Raw genomic sequence first — 21,513 nt, 5'->3', positions numbered from 1 at the left:
GCGCGATGGCATAACCATGCCTGGTCACCCTGGGGTCACGGCAGCGTGAAGACCCCCAACTCCCCCTGAGTAGATCTACTCAACTGGTCTTGGCCGACGACGAAGCCCGCTCCGCCCGCGTCCGCGCCTGGCGCGCCTTGTCAGCCGCTTCCTTGGCTTTCTCGACCGGCCCCTGCTGCAAGGCCGCCAGCAGCCGCGTCACGCCTTCGGCCTGTTCGGCGGCGGTCGGCTGGAGGACGTCGTCGCCGTCCAGCTTGGCCTGGATGAGCGCTTCGAGCGCTTCACGGTAGTGATCGGTGTACCGGCCGGGGTCGAAATCCCGCGTGAGGTCCTCGATCAGTGAAACCGCGTTCCGCAGTTCCCCGCGCCGAAGGTTGACGTCCTCGTGCAGGAACGGGAAGTCGGGCCGCCGGATCTCGTCGGGCCACAGCATCGTCTCGAGCAGGATCACCTGGTCCCGCACGCGCAGCGCACCCAGCGTTTCGCGCTGCCGCAAAGTCACCTTCACGATCGCGATCCGCCCGGACTGCTGCAGCGCCTCGCTCAACAGCACGTACGGCTTCGTGCCGGCCGGCTCCGGCTCGAGGTAGTAGCTGCGCGCGAAGTACATCGGGTCGACCTGCTCGGCGGGGGTGAAGCCGACGACGTCCATCGACTGGGTGGTGGGCGGGAGCAGCGACGCGAAATCCCCGGCGGTCAGCAGGACGACGTCACCATTGGGGACGGGGTAGCCCTTGGCGATCTCGGCCGCGGGCACCTCGGCCCCGTCGACCTCGCAGACCCACTTCACCCGCACCCGGCCGCCGTCGGGCTCGTGCACCTGGTGGAGGGGGACGTTGCGCTCGTCGGTCGCGCTGTACGCCTTCACCGGAATGGCGTAGGTCCCGAATCCGATCGTGCCTTTCCACACCGCTCGCATGGCCCACCTCCGCCTGGTCAGCGTATCCACGCGCCGAAGGGGCGGGACAGCTACAAACGGGTGTCAGGGGCGACCGATTCGCTCACACATTCGAACGACGGGCGGGATTCGGCGAGTGCGTCGGCCGAACAGTCGACAGCGGTGGCCGCCGCACGGAGCACTTCGGCGACGACCTCGACGTCGACCATCGGGGCGGTGGCCAAGGCGCCTTCCCCTCCCCCTTCGACCCGGCCCGCCATACCTTCGAGCGCGATGGCGAGAGCCTGCTGCCCCGCGACGAGGTGCCGGACCACTTTGAGCAGTTCGGGCACGGTCGCGGCGGTACCGGAAGCGGTGAGGGAGACGGCGAGGTCGTCCGCGCACGCGCGGAGGTGGGAGGCCACGACCGTCGGCGGAAGCGTGATCCGCTGTGGTCCGGGCGAGTCCTGCTCGTGGTCGAGCACGTGCTCACCGCCCCTCCGGCTCCTTCGGGTCTCGACCGCGCACATCCTGCCACCGCTACCCTCCGCGATTCGCGCGACACCCCGATCCCGGCCCGCGGGCTCAGGAAGCGGCGGCCAGCAGCGCGGCTTCGATCTTCGACCGCCACTCCTGGTCGACGCGGCCCGCCCGCGGCGCGACGGCGAACGAGTCGACGACGGCGCCACCGAGCGTGGCCACCTTCGCCCAGCGCACCTCGGCCTCGCACCGGCGCAACGCGCCCGCGACCCGGTACAGCAGCCCGATCCGGTTCGCGGCCCGCAGTTCGACCACGACCGTGTCGTGCCCGCTGGTCTCGTCGTCGAACCAGATCACCTTCGCTCCGGCCGACGGTGTCTCCCCTCCGCCGTAGTCCCGTTCCTTGGCCGCGAGCCGCTGGGTGAGCGGCAGCGTCCCGGCCACCGCCCGCGCGAACTGCTCACGCAGCAGGGTGACGTCGGGCAGCGAGCCGAACTTCGGCGACGCCGTGAACACGCCCGCCCGGCCCCCGTCGTGCCCGCGCAGCACCGCCGCGTGGACTTCGAGCGAGTTCAGCGCGAGCACCCCGGCCGCGGGAGCCAGCAGTTCCGCACGGGCCGGGACCGCCAGCACCACGGTCACGACCTTGCCGGCGGCGGTGATGCGCACCTCGCCACGGCCGGACGCGACGGCTTCGGCGACGAGTTCCCGCTGTTCGGCACCCATCGGCTCCGGCGGCACGAAACCCTTGCCGTGCAAGGCTTCTTCACAACCGGACACCAGTTCGGCGAGCAGCCGTGCCTTCCAGTCCGTCCACACGCCAGGCCCGGTGGCCAGCGAATCGGCCGTCGTCAGGGCGTGCAGCAGTTCCAGCAGGACGAGGTTCTCGTCGAGCGTCTTCGTCACCCGCTGGATCGTCGCGGGATCGCTGATGTCCCGCCGCGTCGCGGTGTGCGGCAGCAGCAGGTGATGCCGGACCATCGCCGCGACCAGCGCCGAATCGGCGTCCGTCAGCCCGAGCCGCGCCGCCACCTGGGCGCTGATCTTCGCGCCGAGTTCGGAATGGTCCGCGTCGCGGCCCTTGCCGATGTCGTGCAGCAGCGCGCCGATGAGCAGCAGATCCGGCCGCGAAACGGTGGTCGTCAGTTTCGATGCCTCGACCGCGGCACGCACGAGATGCCTGTCGACGGTCCACGAGTGCACGGGCGACCTCGGCGGGAGATCCCGCACCGCCCCCCATTCGGGGAACAGGCGCGCCCACAGGCCCGTGCGGTCCAGCGCCTCCACGGCGTCGACGAGTCCCTCGCCCGCGCCGAGCAGTTCCACCAGCGCCTTGAGGGCGTCGGCGGGCCAGGGCGCGCGCAGTTCCGGCGCGGTTTCGGCGAGGGCCCGCAGGGTCCCGTGCGCGATGGGCTTCCGGATCCGCGCCGACGCCGCGGCGACCCGCAGCAACAGGGCCGGATCCTTGGCGGGCACCGCGTCCCGCGCCAGCGCGACCTCGTTCCCATGCAGGACGACACCCTCGTCGAGCGGCGTCCGCGCCGGCCGCCGCCCGAACCGCGCCTTGGGCGGTTCCACAGTGGACCGGAGCGCGACGTCCACCGCGTACGCGATCGTCCGGCCGACACCGGAAAGCTTGCGCGCCAAGGTGAACCGGTCGCCGAACCCCAGCTCACCCGCGACCGTCTCGGCCTCAGGCGCGCTGAGGATGTCCCGCTCCCTGCGGAGTTCCCGGCGCAGTTCCGTCCGGACGTCGAGCAGCAGGCTCTTGGCCGCCAGCAGCTCCTCACCGGGTCTCGCCGTCAGCTGTGCCGCCGCCAGCGCTTCCAACACGGCGAAGTCGCGAAGGCCGCCCCGGCCGTGTTTGAGATCCGGCTCGGCGGACTGCGCGATCTCGCCACTGCGGGCCCAGCGCTGCCGCACCGCGTCCGCCAGTTCGTCCATCCGTTTCCTGGCGGTCCGCCGCCACTGGTCCCGTGCCGCAGCCGCCAGCCTCGCGGTGATCTCGGCGTCCCCGGAGATGTGGCGGATGTCGAGCAGCCCCATCGCGGTCCGCAGATCCTCGGACGCCACCTTCAGCGCCTCACCCGGAGTGCGCACCGAGTGGTCGAGGCCGATCTTGGCGTCCCACAACGGGTACCAGATCGCGTCGGCGATCTCGCCGACCCGCGAGTTCCCGTTGTGCAGCAACAAGAGATCGAGATCGGAGAAGGGCACCAGCTCGCTGCGCCCCAGGCCGCCGACGGCGGCCAGCGCGACACCGGGTTCAGCGGTGTCGACGCCGGCCGCCGAAGCGCCCTTGCCCAACCAGAATTCGTAGAGGTCGACCAGGGCCGCCCGCAACGCGGTCGCCCCCAGCCTCCCGTGCCTGCCCTCGAGCAACCGCTCGGTGGCCTTGACCAGTTCACCCCCGTCGGCCATCCGTGACGCCTATAGGGCGTCCGAGCCGCGCTCACCGGTGCGTACCCGGATGACCGTCTCCACCGGCGTCACCCAGATCTTGCCGTCACCGATCTTGCCGGTGTGGGCGGCCGTGGTGATCGCGTCGAGCACCTTCTCGACGTTGGAATCGTCGGTGACGACCTCGACCCTCAGCTTCGCCACGAAGTCCACGGAGTACTCCGCACCCCGGTAGACCTCGGTGTGGCCCTTCTGCCTGCCGTAGCCCTGCACCTCGCTGACCGTCATGCCGAGCACGCCCAGCTGCTCCAGCGCGGAGCGGACGTCGTCGAGCGTGAACGGCTTCACGATCGCGGTGATCAGCTTCATGCCTTGCTCTCCTCGAGTTTCGTGGCCGCGTTTCCGGTGGACGACTTGACCGGAATGGAGCTCTGCTGGCCGAGGCCGCCGCCCGATCCGGTGAAGTCGTACGCGCTCTCCGCGTGCTGGGCCTCATCGATACCACTGACCTCGTCCTCCGCGCTGACGCGGAACCCGCCGAGCTTCTTGATCACCCAGCCGATGACGAAGGTGAGCACGAACGAGTAGCCGAGGACGACGGCCGCCGCGAGCGCCTGCTTGCCCAGCTGGCCGAGGCCTCCGCCGTAGAACAGGCCGTCGACGCCGAGCGAGTTGACGCTGGTGGTGCCGAAGAAACCGATGAGCAGCGTGCCGACGAGACCACCCACGAGGTGGACGCCGACGACATCGAGGGAGTCGTCGAAGCCGAAGCGGAACTTGAGGCTGATCGCCAGCGCGCACAGGGCACCGGCGATGAGGCCGATGGCGATGGCACCCAGCGGGCTGACGAAACCGGCCGCCGGGGTGATCGCGACGAGACCCGCGACGGCACCGGAGGCGGCGCCGAGGGTGGTCGGCTTGCCGACCTTGATCTGCTCGACGATCAGCCAGCCGAGGATGGCGGCGGCGGTCGCGACGGTGGTGTTGGTGAACGCGACGGCGGCGAGGTCGTTGGCGGCCAGCGACGAACCGGCGTTGAAGCCGTACCAGCCGAACCACAGCAACGCGGCACCCAGCAGCACGAACGGGACGTTGTGCGGACGTCCGGTGCCCTTCGGCCAGCCCTTGCGCTTGCCGAGCACGATCGCCAGCGCCAGGCCCGCCGCACCGGCGTTGATGTGGACGGCGGTACCACCGGCGAAGTCGAGCGCCTTGAGCTGGTTGGCGATCCAGCCGCCGACCGAATCCGCGCCGATGAAGCCGTTGAACGAGAACACCCAGTGCGCCACCGGGAAGTACACGATGGTCACCCACACCGCGACGAACAGCGTCCAGCCCCAGAACTTGGCGCGGTCGGCGATGGCACCGGAGATCAGCGCGGGCGTGATGATCGCGAACATCAGCTGGAACATCACGAAGGCGAACAACGGCAGCGCGTCCGCACCGGGCCAGGCGACCTCGGGCGCGGTGTCGGTGGCGGCGGTCGCGAACCCGGCGAGCTTGCCGGAGATGTCCGTGAGACCGGCGAAGTCGAAGTTACCGAGCAATCCTCCGCCGATGTCGTTGCCGAACGCCATCGTGAAGCCGTACAGCGTCCAGAGGACTCCGACTACGGCGAGCGCGATGAAGTTCATCATCAACATGTTCAGGACGCTCTTCGCGCGGACCATGCCGCCGTAGAAGAACGCCAGTCCCGGTGTCATGAGCATGACCAGCGCGGCGCTGATCAACACCCATGCGGTGTCTCCTGCGTTCAGCACAATCTTCCTCCCGTGCCTGGGGTGTACTGCGCAGGAATCTTTGGACCGCGGTGTTTCCTCGGGCGGCGATTCAGGTTTCACCCGCGTGAACTGTCGGTGCGGCGTTGTTACGTCCAGGTTTCCGGAGACCTGGTGCGTTCTGTCCGGTTGCGAAACCTCATGGTCGAATAGGTCCATGAACGCACGTGTATCCGGCCATGCCCCTCTGCCACCGGAGATCGTCCGGTCGCTGCGGTGTTCGCTCTGCGGTGACCCGGTCGGGGCAGTGGACCGCACGGTGCGTTGTGGGAGAGGCCACTCGTTCGACGTAGCGAAGCAGGGTTACGTCAATCTTCTGCACGCGCGTATCCCGGCCGGCACCGCGGACACGGCGCCGATGGTCGCGGCACGCGTCGACCTCCTCTCGTCGGGTGTCTATCTGCCTCTCGCCGACGCCCTGGCGAAGGTGGCTTCGGACCACGTCCAGAACGGGATGGTCATCGACGCCGGGGCGGGCACGGGGTACTACCTCGCGCACGTGCTCGACGCCGTCCCCGCCGCGTACGGACTGGCGCTCGATGTCTCCGCCGTCGCCCTGCGCCGGGCCGCTCGCTCGCACGCGCGCGCGGGCGCGGCCGTGTGGAATCTGTGGGAACCCTGGCCGGTGGCGGACTCGAGCGCGTCACTCGTCCTCAACGTCTTCGCGCCCCGCAACGCCCCGCAGTTCCACCGCGTCCTGACCGCGGACGGGCTGCTGGTCGTCGCGACGCCGAACCCAGGACACCTCGGGGAACTGGGCGACCTGGTGATCTCCGTCGGCGGCGGGAAGGACGCGCGGCTGGAGGACACCCTCGGCGAACGCTTCACCCGGGTGGACCGGCACGAGGTCACCCGGCAGGTGACGTTGGCGCCCGCCCAGGTCCGTCAGATCGTCGAGATGGGACCGAGCGCCCACCACCTCCACCGCGACGGCCGCCGCGACCGCCTCGACGCGATCGACGCGCCGGTGGACGTCACGACGTCGTTCAGTGTCACGCTGTACCGGCCGGTGCCCTGATGGAGGCGCCCGCGACCCTGCTCGCCGACGCCGCATGGGTCAGCGCCCGCGTCGGCGGGGCCGCGAAACTCTACGGCTGCTCGCGGCCCGAAGTGCTCGGCACGATCTGGTGGTACTCGCTGTCCTCCGTTCTCGTCGCGCCCTCCGTCGAGTCGTTCGTACGCGGTGAGCCGCTGGACCCGTCGCTCGACGCCGTCACGATCGACCTCGTCCCGGACGGCCGCTTCACCGGCGCCCGGTCTTCACGGCTCCTCGACGGTGGCCTGGCCGAACTCGGTGCCGCGTTCGCCGGGGCGCTGGGCACGGCGATCGACACCATTTCGGCCGTCACGGGGGCGAATCCGCGCGCGCTGGGCGCGATCGCGACGGATTCGATCGGCAATCGCCTGCTGTGGACCGGCGACACCGAACGAGCGATCGCACTGGCGGCACCGCTCGTGGCCGCCATCGGGCTCGGGATGCCGGAGCCGCGGTTCTCCCGGATCGGGCGGAACACCGTGGTACGCCGTGCTTCCTGTTGCCTGATCTACGAAGCCGGCAACCCGAAGTGCACCAGTTGCCCCCGGCAGACCCCGGCGGAACGGGACCGGCGGCTGCGCGCCGCACTCGGCTAGTGCGCGTGGGTTTCGATCACCGTTCCGTGAAGGCCCCCTTGAGGGCCCCAAAGTCCCCCGAAGTTCCCCTCAGCGGCTTGGATCACGCCTTGAACCCGGCAAGCACCACCAATCACACCTGCGGCGCATGACGGGCCCTTCCTCGCGGCTGGAACTCGACCTTCACACCATCCCCGGTACCTGAAGGCCCCCTTCCTTAGGCCTAGATACTTGAAGGGCCTTCATGTACCGCGCCCCCGTCGATTCGGGCGCTCACAACCCACGCACACTTTCCCGTTCACACCGCCGCGAGATTCTCACCGGTCAGCGCGGCCACCATCGCCGCACGGGAGCCGACCCCCAGTTTGGTGAAGATCCGACGCATATGCGCGGAAACGGTGTTCAGGCTGATTTCCAGCACACCGGCGATCTGTTTGTTCGTATAGCCCCGGCCGACCATGCGCGCCACTTCGTGCTCGCGCGGGCTGAGCAGATCGTGCGGCTCCGGTGCCACCGGCACGAGCAGGCATCGGACGCCGTGCTCGGTGACGTCGAGCAGCGGCTTCCGCTGCACGGCGGCGCCGTCGTTCAGTTCCATGACACGTCTGACGAGTGATCTCGCCAGGCTTCGTACGGCTTCGTCCTCCGTGACGACCACCGCCTTCTGCCGTGCGAGGTCGTGTATCGATGAAGCAGGAAATCCCATCACCGGGCTCGTGGACACAGACCGGCCTCCCCCCTCTTGGTCTCCCTCCCTCTCTAGCAAACCCCTCCGACAGGAAAAGCGCATCGTCGATTTGTGTGACAAGTACGAACTAGTCGATTCATGTCACGCGAGAACGTGTGACTACCGAGGCGCACGGTGCACGGGCAGTCTCGGATCCGTGCTCACCGACGCACCGCGCCGGCGATCGCGGATTTTCACCGGAGCAGAGGAGAACGGTTATGAGCCGTGGCTATGCGGCAGTGGACGGCGAGCTGGAAGACGAGCTGAGCCGTGAACTCGAGGCCGAGTTCGAAAACGAACTCGAGGACGAACTGGAAGGCGAATTCGAGGACGAGGACGAGTTCGAAGACGAGCTCGGCGGCCTGGCCCGGGAGCTCGAAGACGAGCTGGAGGACGAGGTCTACGGCGAGTACGAGGACGAAGACGAATTCGAGTCCGAGTTCGAGGCCGTCGTCCGCGAGCTCGAGGACGAGTTCGAACTGGAGTCCGAGGACGAGGACTTCGCGCATCCGGCGCGACGGCAGTATCCCGACGCCGAAATGATGGCGCAGCTGGCCTTCCAGGCCGAGAACGCGGAGACCGAGGACGAGGCGGAGGCCTTCCTCGGCGCGCTCGCACCGCTGGCGTTCCAGGCGGCGAAATGGGCGGCGCCGAAGATCATCAAACACGGTCCGCAGCTGATCCGCGGCGCGGTCAACCTCGGCCGCAAGCTGTGGCGGAACCCGGCGACCCGCCAGGCCGTCCGGCACCTCCCCAAGATCATCGGACGCACCGCTCGCGACGTCGGCCGCCGGTACGCCGACGGCCGCCCGATCAACGCCAGGTACATCACGCGCAGGCTGGTCGGCCACACCGTCGACAGCGCGCAGAACGCGCCCGCGAACCGCCGGAGCCGGCAGCGCCGTCGCGGACGTCCTCAGCAGCGCCGCCGTCGCCCCGCCGCCCGCGGCGGGCGCAGGAAGCAGCCCCGGGCCCGGGCGGGCGCCGCCCGTCGTGGCAAGGCGCGCGGCCGTGCGCGCCGCCGTTGAGGCGCTGCCCGCGGCATCCGGTGAACCGGCCTCGTCCACCGGGTTCCGGCGGGCGAGGCCGTCCGGGGAAGACGAGCTGACCGCTTGGCTGCTGTCCCAGGCCATCAACGTGGAACGGCATCTGGAGGCACTGCGGCCGTTCCGCTGGTCGGAGTTCGGTGACCCGGCCACCGGCCCGAGCCGGGCACACCTCGCGGCGGTCAACCGAACGATGGCGACGTTGCGGAAGCCGCTGTACTCCGCGACCCACGCGGTTCGCCGTGCCGCGGACGAGGCGGTGGCGCGGCGGGGGCAGGCCGAGCTCGCGCGGCTGCTGCGGGCGAAGTCCCGGGCGCAGCGCTGGGTCAGGACCACCGAGCGGGTGTGGGACTTCTACCTCGATCTGTTCAACCAGCGGCAGGGCGCGTTCGCCCCGTGGCTGGTGGCCTGCGACCGGGTGGCGCTCGACTGTTACCAGTACGCGTACCTCGGGATCGGGCGCTGGCGATCGATCCCGACCCCGCCACCGTTCTGTTACCTGCGCACCGGGTCCGGCCCGGCCACCTCGCGCCGCGGGATCCCCTTGCGGCGTTTGGGGAACCGGCTCAATCCCTTCCCGCTGATCCAGCTTCCGTACCACCGGCTGGTGAACCCGTGGACACTCGGCGCGGTGCTGCACGAGGTGAGTCACAACCTGCAGAACGACCTGGGCCTCGCCAGGGCGATCCCGCTCCAGGTGGCGGCGAGGCTCGTCGAGGCGGGGGTCCCGCGCGAGGTGACCTCGGTCTGGGTCAGGTGGAACCGGGAGACGTTCGCCGACCTGTCCGCGCTGTTGCTGGGCGGCCCGGCGGTCGTCGGTTCGCTGTTCGACGTCATCGGGCGTACCGAACTCGAAACGACGGGGTTCGCCCCCCGGGCGGTCCACCCGGTGCCGTACCTTCGCGCGAAGATCTCCGTGGAGTTGTTGCGACGCATGGGTTTCACCCGGCACGCGGAGTCCTACGCGTCGATGTGGCACAAGCTGTACCCGCGGGCGAAGCTGGTCGACGCGCCGCCGGCGCTGCTGAAGACGGCGGACAAGGCGATTCCCACGGTGGTGGACGCGATGTGCTTCACGTCGTTCCCTTCGCTGGGTCACCGCCCGCTGGCGAAGGTGCTGCGGTTCGAAGCCAAGGAACAGGCGATGATCGAAGAAGCCGCGGAGAGACTGGCCGACGGGGTGTCCCCGGGCGTGGTGCCGGAACGGTTCCTCATCGGCGCGGTCCGGTTCGCGCTCGACGAGCGGATGGCGCCGCCGAAACGGCTTTCCGGTTTCTTCATGGAAGAACTCGGCAGGAGGGCGAGATGACGCTCCACACCGAATTCTCCCGGCTGGGCAAGGAAGTGAACCAGGTGGCCGCGTGCTGGCGGGCTTTGGAGATCAGCGTCGCGGAGGACCGGCCCGCCGGTGTCGGGCTCGCCGCGGCGGATCACCTCGCCGAAGTTGTCCTGGACGGCACCGGAGAGGTCGAGGCGGCCACGCGCGCGACACAGCGCCCGGTGAGCGCCGAATCGTTGCACACCACGGCGTCGTCGCTGCTGAAGCTGCGACGGCGGGTGGACGGGCAGTGCCGTTCGCACCACGCGGTCTCCGGGCTGCTGCGCGCGGTGCACGGGCGGGAACAGGAATGGCGGGGCTGGGCGAAGAGCTTCCACGCCGGGGTGGACCACTGCGCCGCCGCCCTGACCTCGGCGGAGGACGTGATGGTGCGGTGCTGGCGTGAAGCAGTGGAACTGGCCGAATTCAAGGGATGTGGGGCGACCCGATGACTATCGACGACGACCGCGGCGCGACGTTGCCGCGCGCACAGGACATCGACAGCGCGTATCCGCTGTCGACCGGGCAGTACCCACCGCAGGCGGCGGCACCCGGCAAACTCGCCGAACAGACGATCAGCGACATGCTCGGCTGGAAATGGCGCGAAGGCGACACGAAAGGTTTCGTGGCCGCGCTCACCGGGAGCTTCGAGCTGAAAGAGGTCCAGGGGCGTACCGAGGCGAACTGGACTCCGCGCGGGTACGCGATCCAGGCCGATCTCGGCGCCGTCACCGGCGGCCAGGCCTCGCTCGCGGCCAGGGCAAGGAGCGCGGTCAAGGATTCGCTGGCGCTCCTCGACTCGCTCCGTCCACTGAGGACGGACGCGGATCCCGAGAACGCCGAGGGCTTCCGCGCCCTCGTCCGGCATGACCTCGAACAGATCCGGCAGGAGCTGGAGAGCCCGCTGATCCGGGTGGCCAGGGTCGATCAGCTCTTCCTGCTGCTGCTCGGGAACAGTGGTCTCGCGGCCGGCGCCGGGGACCGCACGCAAGGGCACCTCGGCCAGCTGCGGGACGAGTTCGGCCTGGTCTCGGGCAAGGTCAACACGATCGAGGAAGAACGGATCCAGACCTCCTTCATCACGCTGACGGATTGGGTGGTCTCGTTGTTCAGGGGCTGGCAGGACGCACGAGACAAGATCGACCCCTTCTCGCAGCCCGCCGGCGGTCAGCCGTTCTTCGGCCCCGCCGTGGTCGCCCTCTCCCGGCTGCTGTCCGCGACGGCGTCACAGGTCGACGAGGTCGTCGCGATGCTGCGGTCGGTGTTCGTCCAGCAGGAGGACCTCGAAGTGCTCCGGGTCCCCGATCCGCAGGGCGGGACGATGTCGCTCGGCGGGCTGCTGCGCTGGATCCGCGAGTTCGCCACCTTCGAGGGCGGCAAGCTGATCGAGTCGGCGGGCAAGGAGGGGGTCGGCACGTCGTTCCTCCAGATCGCGACGCGGCTGCAGCGGATCGTGGCGAACCTTCCCCGGCAGAGCACCGGCGGTCCCAACGGGGACGTGCCGGGCAACTTCCGCGCGTCGCTTCCCCCCGGCTTCTTCAGCTCCCGTGTGCAGCGGGCCATCGACGAACTCGACGACCACCTCCAGGAGGTCGTCCGGATCGCCGAGCCGATCGGCCGGGGCGGCGCACCGTCGTCGGCCGATCCGAACCCGCCCGCCCCGCCCACCCCGCAGCTCACGCCGTCGCCCGGCCGGACACCACCGGTGCCGTCGGTCGCCGAACTCCGTGAGGGGCACGGCATCCAGGAAGGGCAGGCACCACCCGAGGCGGAGGAACCGCCGAAACCCCGGACCACGCGCAAGCGGACCGGGCAGTAGCCGGACCCGTACGGGAGGAAGACGATGGGCACGGAAAAGGAATACCGGGAACTCTTCGACCGGGTCGCGGCCTTGCGCGGCCAGGTCGCCGGGAAGCTCGCCAACGAGCTGGGCAGCGATCCGAAACTCGGCGACGCGGTCCTCAAGCAGCTGGACGACATGCTCACCGCGGTCGAGGCCGAGCAACGGGGCAAACCGGGGCCCGCGGACGGCGGGATCGCGCAGCTCGTCGGTCTCGGCGACGGTTCGGCCGCGGATCTCGGCGCGACGGCGATGCCACCGGGTGTCGACGCCTACGACGAGACGGTCGCTTCGGAGCGGGTCATCGCGGTCGGCGACCTGTACTACCTGTACCAGCACGAACGGATCGGCGTGTTCCGCGTGGTGCAGAAGCTGCAGGAGCTGTTCCAGGGCGGCGCCATCCGGCTTTCGGACGGCCCCGGCGCGTTCGGCCTGTACCGGTTCGACCGGCGGGACGTCCTGCGCTACACCCGGCGGGACCGCGTCAGCGCTTATCGGCGGGTGCTCGGCTACGGCAAGGGACTCGGTTCGGCGAACTCGCGGCCGAACACCGATTTCCACCAGCTGTTCACGCAGTTCAGCAACCAGGTCGCGTTGTTCTGGCGGGACAAGCGGATCTCGGACGTCGTCCGGGAACGCGCGTACGACCCGAGCTTCGGCAGTGTCGCGGTCGTCCGGCGCAGCGGTCTCGACCTGCGGAACAACCTGAAGTTCACCTCGTACGGCCATCTGAACGTGCTGCGGGTGGAGGTCATGCAACTGCTGACCGAGGCGTTCAAGATCCTCGGTTCGGAAGACGTGCTCGATCTGTTCGGCGCGGCGAACGCGTGGGACACCGTGGACGAGGTGCTGATCCGCTACTTCGATCAGCGGCTGGTGTCGTCGCCGCGGCAGCGGATGGCGGTCACCGGACGTCAGGTGCTGCGCTGGCTCGCGGCACCGCACATCCTCGAAACCACGCGCTCGGAGTTCGAGGCGCTGCTGCTCGAAATCGCGGAGCCCGCCGAAGAGTGGCTGACCTCGGCGCAGTCCCTGCGGCTGGCCGACCGGACGAACTCGCGGGAGGTCCTGCCCGCCGATCGGCAGCGGCCGGCCGGGGTCGCGGTCTCCCGTGAGCCACGTCCGGTCACGCCGCGCCGGAACGGCCACCGCCCCGGCGCGGTGATCACCCTGGACCGCAAGTAGCCACGGGCTGGGAACGATGGCCACGGGGTGGGACGCGAGGTAGCGTCGGGCGCGATGAGTGAACGCACCTGGGGCTTCCGCACCCGCGCCCTGCACGCGGGCGGGACGCCCGACCCGGCGACCGGCGCCCGCGCCGTGCCCATCTACCAGACCACGAGCTTCGTCTTCGAAGACGCGGCCGACGCGGCGAACCTGTTCGCGCTGCAGAAGTACGGCAACATCTACAGCCGGATCGGCAATCCGACGGTCGCGGCCTTCGAGGAGCGGCTGGCCAGCCTCGAAGGCGCGATCGGCGGGGTCGCGACCAGCAGCGGCCAGGCCGCGGAGTTCCTGACCTTCTCCGCCCTCGCGGAGGCCGGCGACCACATCGTGTCGGCGGGCGGGCTCTACGGCGGGACGGTCACGCAACTCACCGGGACACTGCGCCGCTTCGGTATCGAGACCACCTTCGTCGACGGAGACCGCATCGAGGACTACGCGGCCGCCGTCACCGACCGGACGAAACTCATCTTCACCGAGGTCATCGGCAATCCGGGCGGCGGGATCGCCGACATCGCCGGGCTGGCCGAGCTCGCGCACGCGCACGACATCCCGTTGGTCGTCGACGCCACGCTGGCGACGCCATACCTGTGCCGTCCCATCGAGCACGGCGCGGACATCGTGTTGCATTCGGCCACGAAGTTCCTCGGCGGGCACGGGACCACACTGGGCGGCGTGGTCGTCGAGTCCGGGAAGTTCGACTGGGGCAACGGGAAGTTCCCGCGGATGACCGAGGTCGTCGAGAGCTACGGCGGCCTGAAGTACTGGGAGAACTTCGGCGAGTACGCCTTCTGCACCCGGCTCCGCGCCGAGCAGTTGCGCGACATCGGCGCGGTCCTTTCCCCGCATTCGGCCTTCCTCCTGCTGCAGGGGGTCGAGACGCTGCCGCAACGGATGGACGCCCACGTCGCCAACGCGCGAGCCGTCGCGGAGTACCTGGCGAACGACAGCCGGGTGGCGTGGGTGAACTACGCTGGCCTGCCGGATCATCCCCATCACGACCGGGCGAAGAAGTACCTGCCCGCCGGTCCCGGCGCCGTGTTCTCCTTCGGTGTCGACGGCGGCCGGGCCGCCGGGGAGACGTTCGTGAACTCCGTCGAGCTGCTGTCGCATCTGGCGAACGTCGGGGACGCGCGGACCCTGGTCATCCACCCGGCGTCCACCACGCACCAGCAGCTCTCCGAAGACCAGTTGCGCTCGGCTGGGGTGGGAGCGGATCTGATCCGCCTGTCGGTCGGGCTGGAGGACGTCGACGACATCCTGTGGGATCTCGATCAGGCACTCGGCAAGGCGGTGGCGGGATGACCTACGACGTCGGCGCGGTCGAACGCCGCCGCATCCTTGCGCGCACGAGGTCGGTGACCATCGTCGGCGCTTCGAACAACCCGGCGAGGCCGAGCTATTTCGTCGCGACGTACCTGCTCTCCTCCAGCAAGTACGAGGTCAACTTCGTGAACCCGAGGCTGGACGAACTCCTCGGGCGCCCGGTGTACCCGTCACTGGCGGAGGTGCCCGGCGAGGTCGACCTGGTCAGCGTCTTCCGCAAGCACGACGACCTCCCCGGCGTCGCCGAGGAGGTCGTCAAGGCCGGGGCGCGCACGCTCTGGCTGCAACTGGGCCTGTGGCACGAACCCGTCGCCGACCGCGCGAAGGAAGCGGGCCTGGACGTGGTGATGAACCGCTGCGTCAAGATCGAGCACGCCCGGTTCGCCGGTGGGCTCCACCTCGCCGGGTTCGACACCGGTGTGATCAGCTCCCGTCGCCAGTCCGCCCCCTGACCAGCGTGACCGCCGACCGTGAGAGGGTGGCGGCATGGCCAAACCGACGCCGCTGCAGATCAGGAACATCGTCATGGCGGTGCTCATGGTGGGTGCCCTGGTGTGGAACCTGTCGATCGGCGGGGCTTGGTGGCTCACCGCGATCTTCTCGATCGGCACCGTCCTCTCGCTGCTCTCCGCGTACCTGAACCGTCCCGGCGCTCAGCCCTGAGCCGCCTCGAAACGCGAAGCGAGATCGGCGCGGCCTCGCTCGGAAAGCGCCCCGAAAAGCCGTAGGCGCGCCATCCCGCCGTCGGGATAGATGTCGAGACGGACCTCGGTCACCTCGGGTCCCTCCGCGAGGGCGAACCGGTGCCGGGTGTCAGGCTGCAACCGCGTCTTCGGCAGGAGTTCGACCCACTCGCCGTCGCCGTCCCGGCCGCTCAGCGACGCCCAGCCCGGCGCGTTGCCCTTGAGGTTGCTGTTGTCCAGTTCGGCGAACCGGACGACGCCCGCGCCGGCGAGCCGCACCGTGACCCAGTCGTTCCCGTCGTCCCGGCGCCGCGCGGTCTCCCAGCCCTCGGCCTGATGCGCGGCGAGCCCCGGCGAGAAGAGGTTGTTGGGCGAGGAATAGAACATGTTGCTGCAGCCGGTGACCACCGCGCCGTTCTCCAGCGCGGCGAGGTCGAGCGCACCGAGGTCGAGCAGGCGCGGGTCCGGGATCGGCGTGCCGTGCACGCGGAGCCGGGCCACGCCGCCGTCCGGATGCATGGTCAGCCGGACGTGCGTGTAGCGCTTGCTCCCGCCGATTTCGAAGAAGTTCTCCGTGTGCCCCGCCGCCGCGCCGCGTTTCACCAGCACGTCCCAGTCCGCTTCGGCCAGTTCGGCCGCGCTGGGATATCCGTCGACGACGCACGCCTCGACCGAGACGAACGGCGGGTAGTTTCCCTTGAAGAACGCGGTGTCCACGATGACGCCGGTGATCGCGCCCGCCAGGCCGAGCCGGATCACCGCCTGGTCGTCGCCGGGTTCGCGATGCCGCCGGGTCTCCCAGCCGTCGTAGACCTGGCCCTTGGGGCCGAAGGTCTCCGTCCGGTGCGCGGGCACCCAGGGGTTGACCAGGTTCTCCTTCTCGGCGAACAACTCGTCCGTCGCCCACATCACGGTCCCGCCGAACCTGCGCGAGGCCAGATCGGGCCGGGCTGTCCACTCAGGACGGTCGTGCACGGCATCCTCCATCTCAGCAGTCTCCCCGGGTCAGCAGAACGCCTGCCGGGTCTTCACCGGTGATCTCCTCGCCGCGCAACCACGTGCTCCGGACGACACCGGCGAGCGGCCGTCCGTGGTAGGCGCTGACCGGGTTGCGGTGCTTCAATTTCGCGACGTCGACGACGAAGGCCTCGTCGGGGGCGAACACGCTGAAGTCGGCGTCGTAGCCCGGCGCGAGATGTCCCTTGCGCCGCATCCCCGCCTGCGCGGCCGGATGTTCGGCCATCCAGCGGACGACGTCGGTCAGGGCGAATCCGCGCTGCCGCGCCTGCGTCCAGACGGCGGGCAGGCCGAGCTGCAAGCCGGCGATCCCGCCCCAGGCGAGCCCGAAATCGCCGCTGTCGAACCGTTTCAGTTCGGGTGTGCACGGCGAATGGTCGGTCACCACACAGTCGATGACGCCGTCCGCGAGGCCCTTCCACAGCAGTTCGCGGTTCCCGGCCTCGCGGATCGGCGGGCAGCATTTGAACTGCGTGGCACCGTCGCCGATCTCCTCCGCGGTGAAGCTCAGATAGTGCGGGCAGGTCTCGGCGGTCAGCCGGACGCCGTCGCGCCGCGCGCTCTCGACCATCGGCAGCGCGTCCGAAGAGGACAGATGCAGGATGTGCGCGCGGACGCCGGTCTTCCTTGCCAGCTCGATGACCTGCGCGATCGCCACGTTCTCCGCGCCGCGCGGCCGCGAGTGCAGGAAGTCTTCGTACTTTTCGCCGTGCGGGTCGGGCGCATGGTCGATCGCGTCGGAGTCCTCCGCGTGCACGATGATCATGCCGTCGAAGGTCCGCAGCTCGGTCATCGCCTCTTCGAGCCCGCGCGCGTCCAGCGGCGGGAACTCGTCGACCCCGGAATGCAGCAGGAACGACTTGAAGCCGAACACTCCGGCCTCGTGCAAGCCGCGCAGCTCCGCGAGGTTGCCGGGAATCGCGCCGCCCCAGAACCCGACGTCGACGTGCACCCGCCCCTCGGCGGTCTTGCGCTTCACCTCCAGTGACGCGACGTCGACCGTCGGCGGCAGGCTGTTCAGCGGCATGTCCACGATCGTGGTGACCCCGCCCGCGGCGGCCGCGCGGGTCGCCGAGGCGAACCCCTCCCATTCGGTGCGGCCCGGATCGTTGACGTGCACATGCGTGTCGACGAGCCCCGGCAGCAGGACGACGTCCTCACCGAGTTCGAGCACCCGATCGCCGTCCAGATCGGCTCCGGTGGGTTCCACCGCGACGATGCGGCCCTCGTCGACCCCGACGGTCGCGGGTACTTCCCCGGCGGCTGTCACAGCCCGGGCGGCCTTGATCACCAAGTCCATCTAGAGCCTCCAACTTCCACTCAGTGGAATCGAGGTTTCGCACTCCGACATTAACTCCGGCCACCCTGCTCGTCAACGAGCGCGAGCGGCGCTACCTTCGCTGGGTGCAGTTAGAAGCCGAGTTCACCAGCGAACCGTTCCACGGCGAGGGTCCACCACCCGAACACGCCGTCAAAGCCCGCGACACCGCGGAGGACGCGGGCCTGTCCGCCGACTTCGGCCCGCTCGGCACGCTGGTCCGCGGCGACGCCGACACCCTGCTCGACGCGCTTCCCGCCATCGCCAGGGCGGCACTGGACGGTGGCGCCACGCGGGTGACCCTCCAGCTCCGGCAGGTCGGCGACGACACCGGCGAGCCAGCCGTCGAACTGCACAGCGCGCTGGCCCGGCTCATCGGCGACGTCGAACGCGAACTCGGCGGCAAACTCGACACCCTCGACCGCGCGGCCAAGCAGCGCGCGGTGCGGTTGCTCAAGGAACGCGGCGCGTTCGGCCTCCGCAAGTCGGTGTCGACCGTCGCCGAGGCGCTGGGGGTCACGAGGTTCACGGTCTACAACTACCTCAACCGCGACCAAGACTGAAGAGCGGATTCAACAAAATGTTGACGACGGCGGAAGCGTCGCCGTACCGTCGGTTCCCGTGCCGCTCACCATTCGAGAGTTCAACGAGGCTCCCGCTCAGGACGTCCGGTCGGCGCTGGCCGCCTGCCTCGACGTCCCGCGCTGGGTGGAAACCCTGCTGGCCAGGCGCCCGTACGCCGATATCGCCGCGCTGCTCGCCGCTTCCGAGGCGCTCACCCCGTTGTGCCCTGAAGAGGTCCGGCGAGCCATGGCCGCCCATCCCCGGATCGGGGAGAAAGCGGACGGGAAAAGCACCGAAGCGGGCTGGTCCCGCTCGGAACAGTCCGGTGTGGACGGTGACGCGGCACGCGAGTTCGCCGCGGCCAACGCCGAGTACGAAGCGACGTTCGGGCACGTCTTCCTGGTCTGCGCGAGCGGCCGGAGCGGCGCCGAACTGCTGGAAAACCTGCGTTCGAGGCTCTCGAACGCACCCGAAAAGGAACTCGAAGTGGCCGGTCAAGAGCTGGCCAAGATCGCCGCGCTGCGGCTGGAGAAGGCGGTGACGGCATGAGCCTCGTGACCACGCACATCCTCGACACCGCCGCGGGACGGCCGGCGGCCGGCGTCGGCGTCCGGCTCGAAACCGCCGCAGGCGAATCCGTCGCCGAAGGCCGGACCGACGCCGACGGCCGGATCCGCGATCTCGGCCCGGACACCCTGGAACCCGGGGTCTACCGGCTGGTCTTCGACACCGGCGCCCACCTCGGCCCGGACTCCTTCTTCCCCGAAGTCACCTTGACCTTCCGCATCGCCGACGGGACCGAGCACCACCACGTGCCGTTGCTGCTGAGCCCGTTCGCCTATTCCACCTATCGAGGGAGCTGATCGCCCGTGGCCATCACCCTGGGCCCCAACCAGTACGGCAAGGCCGAAGTCCGGCTCGTCACCGTCCAGCGCGAAGGCAGCGTCCACCATCTCAAGGACCTCACCGTTTCGACGTCGCTGCGCGGGGACCTCGCGGCCACGCACCTCACCGGCGACAACGCCGACGTCGTCGCGACCGACACCCAGAAGAACACCGTCTACGCCTTCGCCAAGGAAGCCCCGGTCGGCGAGATCGAGGACTTCGCACTGCGGCTGGGACGCCATTTCGTCGGCTCGTTCGAGCACATCACCGGCGCGCGGATCCTCATCGACGAACACGGCTGGAACCGCATCTCCGGCCACGACCACGCGTTCTCCCAGGCGGGCAGCGAAAAGCGGACGACCGCGGTGACCGTCCAGGGTGACCAGGCCTGGGTCGTGTCCGGTTTGGACGATCTCGTGGTGCTCAAGTCCACCGGCTCGGAGTTCCACGGTTTCCCGCGCGACGAGTACACGACGCTGGCCGAGACGAACGACCGCATCCTCGCGACCGCCGTGACCGCGCGCTGGCGCTACCAGGGCGACGGGATCGACTGGGCCACGAGCCACGCCGAGGTCCGGCGGATCCTGCTGGAGACCTTCGCGGACAAGCACAGCCTCTCCCTGCAGCAGACGCTGTACGCGATGGGAGAGGCTGTGCTCAAGGAACGCGAAGAGGTCGCCGAAGTCCGGCTTTCGCTGCCGAACAAGCACCACTTCCTGGTGGACCTGTCACCGTTCGGGCTGAAGAACGACAACGAGGTCTTCTACGCCGCCGACCGCCCGTACGGCCTCATCGAGGGTGTCGTCCTCCGCGACGACGCCGAAGACGCCGGTCTCGCCTGGCACACCCTCGCCGCCTTCTAGGGCACCGGCAGCGGCATACCCGGGACGCTCTGGTCGGCGGGGACCACCCCGTCGACCAGGAAGGCGTTCACGATCTTGTCCACGGCGGGGTTCCCGTCCGCGTAGAGCCCGTGGTCGCCCTCACCGGTCACGGTCAGCATGCGCGAGTTCGCGAAGCCCGCGTGCGCCTTCCGGGCGCCCTCGATCGCCGTGGCCGGGTCGTGCTCGGAGTGGACGATCAGCACCGGCGGGACGCCCTTGCCGTCCATTTTCGGCAGTGGGCGGGGCTCCTTGTCCCAGAACAGGCAGACCGAGGCGTTCAGCGTGCCGCCACCCGCCAGGAGCAGACCGCGGTCGAGGTTCCGCTGCGAAGCGCGGATCAGCGACTCGCGGGTGCCGATGAAACGTCCTTCACCACAGAGGGTGTTCCAGAAGGTGGCGTCCTGCGCGTCGGGGTGATCCCCCGCCGCGTCGACGGCGGCCTTCGCCTGGGCCATGGCCGCCGGGTTCTCCATCGCGTCCCGGATCTTGACCAGCAGGTCGGCCAGTGCCGGGAAGGTCGCCTTCTTGTACAGCATGTAGATGATGGCGGTGTCGAGTTCCATCGGCCCGCTCCCGTTCAGCGGGTTGCGGGACAAGGCGTAGCGGACCCGCTCGTAGTTCTGCCGGACCTCTTCACCGCTGGTGCCGAAGTGGTACTTCGCGTCGTACCGCGCCATCCACGGCAGGAAGTCCTGCCGCCAGCGCCGTTCGAAACCGACCGGCTGCCGGTCGAACGTCTTCTGCCAGTCCGTGGTGAACTCCGTCGCGGAGTCCAGCACGAACCGCCCGGTCCGCTGCGGGAACCGCTGCGCGTAATGCGCTCCCAGCCAGGTACCGCCCGAGTACCCGACCCAGTTGATCTTCTCCCGGCCGAGCAGGGTCCGGAGCAGGTCGAAGTCCCGGATCGTCTGGTACGTGGTGATCAGCGGCCCGAGTTCGCCGCCGGCGCTCTGACAGGACCGGGCCACGTGCTCGGCGTTGGCCAGGATCTGGTTCAGATTGCGCGGATCCCGGTCGCGTGGATCCAGCTGCCGGATCAGATCGGCCGAGCCCCGGCAGGTGACGTTGGTGCTCTTGCCGGTCCCGCGCACGTCGATGCCGATGATGTCCTGGTGCTCGCGCAGTTTCTCCTGCCCGCGGAACATCGTCGGCTGCCAGCGGCCGGCACCGCCCGGCCCGCCCGGGTTGGTGAGCAGCGAGGCCGTCGAAGCCCCGGTGGACTTCAGCCTGCTGACCGCGATGGTCAGGTCCTGCCGCTCGTCCGCACGATCCCAGTCCCGGGGTGTGCGGAACGTCGAGCATTCGAGCCCGCTGATGTCGGTGCCCGGCGGCAACGAGATCAGGTCCGATTCGGCGCAGGGGACCCACGCCAGCTTTTGGTCGGCGTAGTGGGCCGGGACGCTCGCCGAAGCCGGTGTGGCTCCGGCGAGCAGCCCGCCCACGATCACCGGGAGCAACCCGGCGGCCAAGAACCGCTTCATGTACTTCCCCCTTCTTCCTTGGTTTCCCAACGGCTCACGACGCTAGGGCCGGGC

23 protein-coding genes are annotated in these 21,513 nt (G+C 69.5%); 14 read left to right on the top strand and 9 right to left on the bottom strand.

Features of this window, described 5'->3' with window-relative positions; genetic code table 11:
• Positions 1-79: 79 nt before the first annotated feature.
• From CVV72_RS39775 to CVV72_RS39755, 5 genes are all read right to left on the bottom strand, one after another.
• A complete protein-coding gene (locus CVV72_RS39775) occupies positions 80-919 on the bottom strand; it encodes a Ku protein (protein WP_219149831.1) in 840 nt (279 codons plus the stop codon).
• Between the two features lie 50 nt (positions 920-969).
• Positions 970-1,362: a hypothetical protein gene (locus CVV72_RS39770; protein ID WP_219149829.1), complete on the bottom strand. Its 393-nt coding sequence runs from the start codon at positions 1,360-1,362 to the stop codon at positions 970-972.
• A 100-nt stretch (positions 1,363-1,462) separates the two neighbouring features.
• Positions 1,463-3,778 (bottom strand): [protein-PII] uridylyltransferase, encoded by a 2,316-nt coding sequence (locus CVV72_RS39765; RefSeq protein WP_219149827.1) that lies wholly within the window; start codon positions 3,776-3,778, stop codon positions 1,463-1,465.
• A 9-nt stretch (positions 3,779-3,787) separates the two neighbouring features.
• Positions 3,788-4,126 (bottom strand): P-II family nitrogen regulator, encoded by a 339-nt coding sequence (locus CVV72_RS39760; protein ID WP_020630602.1) that lies wholly within the window; start codon positions 4,124-4,126, stop codon positions 3,788-3,790.
• Positions 4,123-5,517 carry an ammonium transporter gene (locus CVV72_RS39755; protein ID WP_219149825.1) on the bottom strand — a complete coding sequence of 465 codons (1,395 nt, stop codon included), beginning with the start codon at positions 5,515-5,517 and terminating at the stop codon, positions 4,123-4,125. The genes CVV72_RS39760 and CVV72_RS39755 overlap by 4 nt, the downstream gene beginning before the upstream one ends.
• A 175-nt stretch (positions 5,518-5,692) precedes the next feature.
• On the opposite strand from CVV72_RS39755, the gene CVV72_RS39750 reads away from it, so the two are divergent.
• Both CVV72_RS39750 and CVV72_RS39745 read left to right on the top strand, forming a co-directional pair.
• The gene (locus CVV72_RS39750) at positions 5,693-6,553 is read left to right on the top strand and encodes a putative RNA methyltransferase (RefSeq protein WP_219149823.1); all 861 of its coding nucleotides are present in this window, start codon (positions 5,693-5,695) and stop codon (positions 6,551-6,553) included.
• On the top strand, positions 6,553-7,167 hold the full coding sequence (locus CVV72_RS39745; RefSeq protein WP_219149821.1) for a (2Fe-2S)-binding protein: 615 nt from the start codon (positions 6,553-6,555) through the stop codon (positions 7,165-7,167). The genes CVV72_RS39750 and CVV72_RS39745 overlap by 1 nt, the downstream gene beginning before the upstream one ends.
• Before the next feature lie 277 nt (positions 7,168-7,444).
• Here the strand turns inward: CVV72_RS39745 and CVV72_RS39740 are convergent, their stop codons facing one another.
• On the bottom strand, positions 7,445-7,744 hold the full coding sequence (locus CVV72_RS39740; RefSeq protein ID WP_219149820.1) for a helix-turn-helix transcriptional regulator: 300 nt from the start codon (positions 7,742-7,744) through the stop codon (positions 7,445-7,447).
• A 347-nt stretch (positions 7,745-8,091) separates the two neighbouring features.
• Between CVV72_RS39740 and CVV72_RS39735 the strand changes: the two genes are divergently transcribed.
• Genes CVV72_RS39735 through CVV72_RS39700 form a run of 8 tightly spaced genes read left to right on the top strand, consistent with a single transcriptional unit; the run spans position 8,092 to position 15,290 of the window.
• On the top strand, positions 8,092-8,901 hold the full coding sequence (locus CVV72_RS39735) for a hypothetical protein (RefSeq protein WP_219149818.1): 810 nt from the start codon (positions 8,092-8,094) through the stop codon (positions 8,899-8,901).
• A complete protein-coding gene (locus CVV72_RS39730) occupies positions 8,885-10,228 on the top strand; it encodes a hypothetical protein (protein ID WP_219149816.1) in 1,344 nt (447 codons plus the stop codon). The genes CVV72_RS39735 and CVV72_RS39730 overlap by 17 nt, the downstream gene beginning before the upstream one ends.
• On the top strand, positions 10,225-10,689 hold the full coding sequence (locus tag CVV72_RS39725; RefSeq protein WP_219149814.1) for a hypothetical protein: 465 nt from the start codon (positions 10,225-10,227) through the stop codon (positions 10,687-10,689). The genes CVV72_RS39730 and CVV72_RS39725 overlap by 4 nt, the downstream gene beginning before the upstream one ends.
• A complete protein-coding gene (locus tag CVV72_RS39720; RefSeq protein ID WP_219149812.1) occupies positions 10,686-12,056 on the top strand; it encodes a hypothetical protein in 1,371 nt (456 codons plus the stop codon). Before CVV72_RS39725 ends, CVV72_RS39720 begins: the two co-directional genes overlap by 4 nt.
• 24 nt (positions 12,057-12,080) lie before the next feature.
• Positions 12,081-13,262: a hypothetical protein gene (locus CVV72_RS39715; RefSeq protein WP_034310873.1), complete on the top strand. Its 1,182-nt coding sequence runs from the start codon at positions 12,081-12,083 to the stop codon at positions 13,260-13,262.
• Between the two features lie 54 nt (positions 13,263-13,316).
• Entirely contained in the window at positions 13,317-14,606 is a 1,290-nt protein-coding gene (locus tag CVV72_RS39710) for an O-acetylhomoserine aminocarboxypropyltransferase/cysteine synthase family protein (RefSeq protein WP_125673205.1), read from the top strand.
• The gene (locus CVV72_RS39705; protein ID WP_219149810.1) at positions 14,603-15,079 is read left to right on the top strand and encodes a CoA-binding protein; all 477 of its coding nucleotides are present in this window, start codon (positions 14,603-14,605) and stop codon (positions 15,077-15,079) included. The genes CVV72_RS39710 and CVV72_RS39705 overlap by 4 nt, the downstream gene beginning before the upstream one ends.
• Before the next feature lie 34 nt (positions 15,080-15,113).
• The gene (locus tag CVV72_RS39700) at positions 15,114-15,290 is read left to right on the top strand and encodes a hypothetical protein (RefSeq protein WP_167373560.1); all 177 of its coding nucleotides are present in this window, start codon (positions 15,114-15,116) and stop codon (positions 15,288-15,290) included.
• Here CVV72_RS39700 and alc read toward each other — a convergent pair.
• On the bottom strand, positions 15,281-16,297 hold the full coding sequence (alc, locus tag CVV72_RS39695) for an allantoicase (protein WP_219149808.1): 1,017 nt from the start codon (positions 16,295-16,297) through the stop codon (positions 15,281-15,283). The two genes, CVV72_RS39700 and alc, sit on opposite strands and share 10 nt — an antisense overlap.
• 1 nt (position 16,298) lies before the next feature.
• Entirely contained in the window at positions 16,299-17,627 is a 1,329-nt protein-coding gene (gene allB, locus CVV72_RS39690; protein ID WP_219149806.1) for an allantoinase AllB, read from the bottom strand.
• A gap of 104 nt (positions 17,628-17,731) precedes the next feature.
• On the opposite strand from allB, the gene CVV72_RS39685 reads away from it, so the two are divergent.
• The 4 genes from CVV72_RS39685 to pucL are packed head-to-tail and all read left to right on the top strand — an operon-like array spanning position 17,732 to position 19,957.
• Positions 17,732-18,208: a helix-turn-helix domain-containing protein gene (locus tag CVV72_RS39685; protein ID WP_219149804.1), complete on the top strand. Its 477-nt coding sequence runs from the start codon at positions 17,732-17,734 to the stop codon at positions 18,206-18,208.
• A gap of 58 nt (positions 18,209-18,266) precedes the next feature.
• A complete protein-coding gene (uraD, locus tag CVV72_RS39680; RefSeq protein WP_219149802.1) occupies positions 18,267-18,758 on the top strand; it encodes a 2-oxo-4-hydroxy-4-carboxy-5-ureidoimidazoline decarboxylase in 492 nt (163 codons plus the stop codon).
• Positions 18,755-19,072: a hydroxyisourate hydrolase gene (gene uraH / locus CVV72_RS39675; RefSeq protein WP_219149800.1), complete on the top strand. Its 318-nt coding sequence runs from the start codon at positions 18,755-18,757 to the stop codon at positions 19,070-19,072. Before uraD ends, uraH begins: the two co-directional genes overlap by 4 nt.
• 6 nt (positions 19,073-19,078) lie before the next feature.
• Positions 19,079-19,957 carry a factor-independent urate hydroxylase gene (pucL, locus tag CVV72_RS39670; RefSeq protein WP_125673212.1) on the top strand — a complete coding sequence of 293 codons (879 nt, stop codon included), beginning with the start codon at positions 19,079-19,081 and terminating at the stop codon, positions 19,955-19,957.
• Here the strand turns inward: pucL and CVV72_RS39665 are convergent.
• The gene (locus tag CVV72_RS39665) at positions 19,954-21,459 is read right to left on the bottom strand and encodes an alpha/beta hydrolase (protein WP_219149798.1); all 1,506 of its coding nucleotides are present in this window, start codon (positions 21,457-21,459) and stop codon (positions 19,954-19,956) included. The genes pucL and CVV72_RS39665 overlap by 4 nt on opposite strands.
• Positions 21,460-21,513: the final 54 nt, after the last annotated feature.

The sequence above is a fragment of the Amycolatopsis sp. TNS106 genome, assembly GCF_019330265.1.
Lineage (GTDB): Bacteria > Actinomycetota > Actinomycetes > Mycobacteriales > Pseudonocardiaceae > Amycolatopsis > Amycolatopsis lurida.
The sequence above is the reverse complement of the archived record's forward strand: the minus strand, read 5'-3'. Positions and strand labels throughout refer to the sequence as shown.

Bases quoted from the DNA above. Each gene is read 5' to 3' on its own strand.
- CVV72_RS39775 (WP_219149831.1), bottom strand. From the start codon at position 919: ATGCGAGCGGTGTGGAAAGGCACGATCGGATTCGGGACCTACGCCATT.
- CVV72_RS39765 (WP_219149827.1), bottom strand. From the start codon at position 3,778: ATGGCCGACGGGGGTGAACTGGTCAAGGCCACCGAGCGGTTGCTCGAG.
- CVV72_RS39760 (WP_020630602.1), bottom strand. From the start codon at position 4,126: ATGAAGCTGATCACCGCGATCGTGAAGCCGTTCACGCTCGACGACGTC.
- CVV72_RS39750 (WP_219149823.1), top strand. From the start codon at position 5,693: ATGAACGCACGTGTATCCGGCCATGCCCCTCTGCCACCGGAGATCGTC.
- CVV72_RS39745 (WP_219149821.1), top strand. From the start codon at position 6,553: ATGGAGGCGCCCGCGACCCTGCTCGCCGACGCCGCATGGGTCAGCGCC.
- CVV72_RS39740 (WP_219149820.1), bottom strand. From the start codon at position 7,744: ATGGAACTGAACGACGGCGCCGCCGTGCAGCGGAAGCCGCTGCTCGAC.
- CVV72_RS39735 (WP_219149818.1), top strand. From the start codon at position 8,092: ATGAGCCGTGGCTATGCGGCAGTGGACGGCGAGCTGGAAGACGAGCTG.
- CVV72_RS39725 (WP_219149814.1), top strand. From the start codon at position 10,225: ATGACGCTCCACACCGAATTCTCCCGGCTGGGCAAGGAAGTGAACCAG.
- CVV72_RS39720 (WP_219149812.1), top strand. From the start codon at position 10,686: ATGACTATCGACGACGACCGCGGCGCGACGTTGCCGCGCGCACAGGAC.
- CVV72_RS39715 (WP_034310873.1), top strand. From the start codon at position 12,081: ATGGGCACGGAAAAGGAATACCGGGAACTCTTCGACCGGGTCGCGGCC.
- CVV72_RS39710 (WP_125673205.1), top strand. From the start codon at position 13,317: ATGAGTGAACGCACCTGGGGCTTCCGCACCCGCGCCCTGCACGCGGGC.
- CVV72_RS39705 (WP_219149810.1), top strand. From the start codon at position 14,603: ATGACCTACGACGTCGGCGCGGTCGAACGCCGCCGCATCCTTGCGCGC.
- CVV72_RS39700 (WP_167373560.1), top strand. From the start codon at position 15,114: ATGGCCAAACCGACGCCGCTGCAGATCAGGAACATCGTCATGGCGGTG.
- alc (WP_219149808.1), bottom strand. From the start codon at position 16,297: ATGGAGGATGCCGTGCACGACCGTCCTGAGTGGACAGCCCGGCCCGAT.
- allB (WP_219149806.1), bottom strand. From the start codon at position 17,627: ATGGACTTGGTGATCAAGGCCGCCCGGGCTGTGACAGCCGCCGGGGAA.
- uraH (WP_219149800.1), top strand. From the start codon at position 18,755: ATGAGCCTCGTGACCACGCACATCCTCGACACCGCCGCGGGACGGCCG.
- CVV72_RS39665 (WP_219149798.1), bottom strand. From the start codon at position 21,459: ATGAAGCGGTTCTTGGCCGCCGGGTTGCTCCCGGTGATCGTGGGCGGG.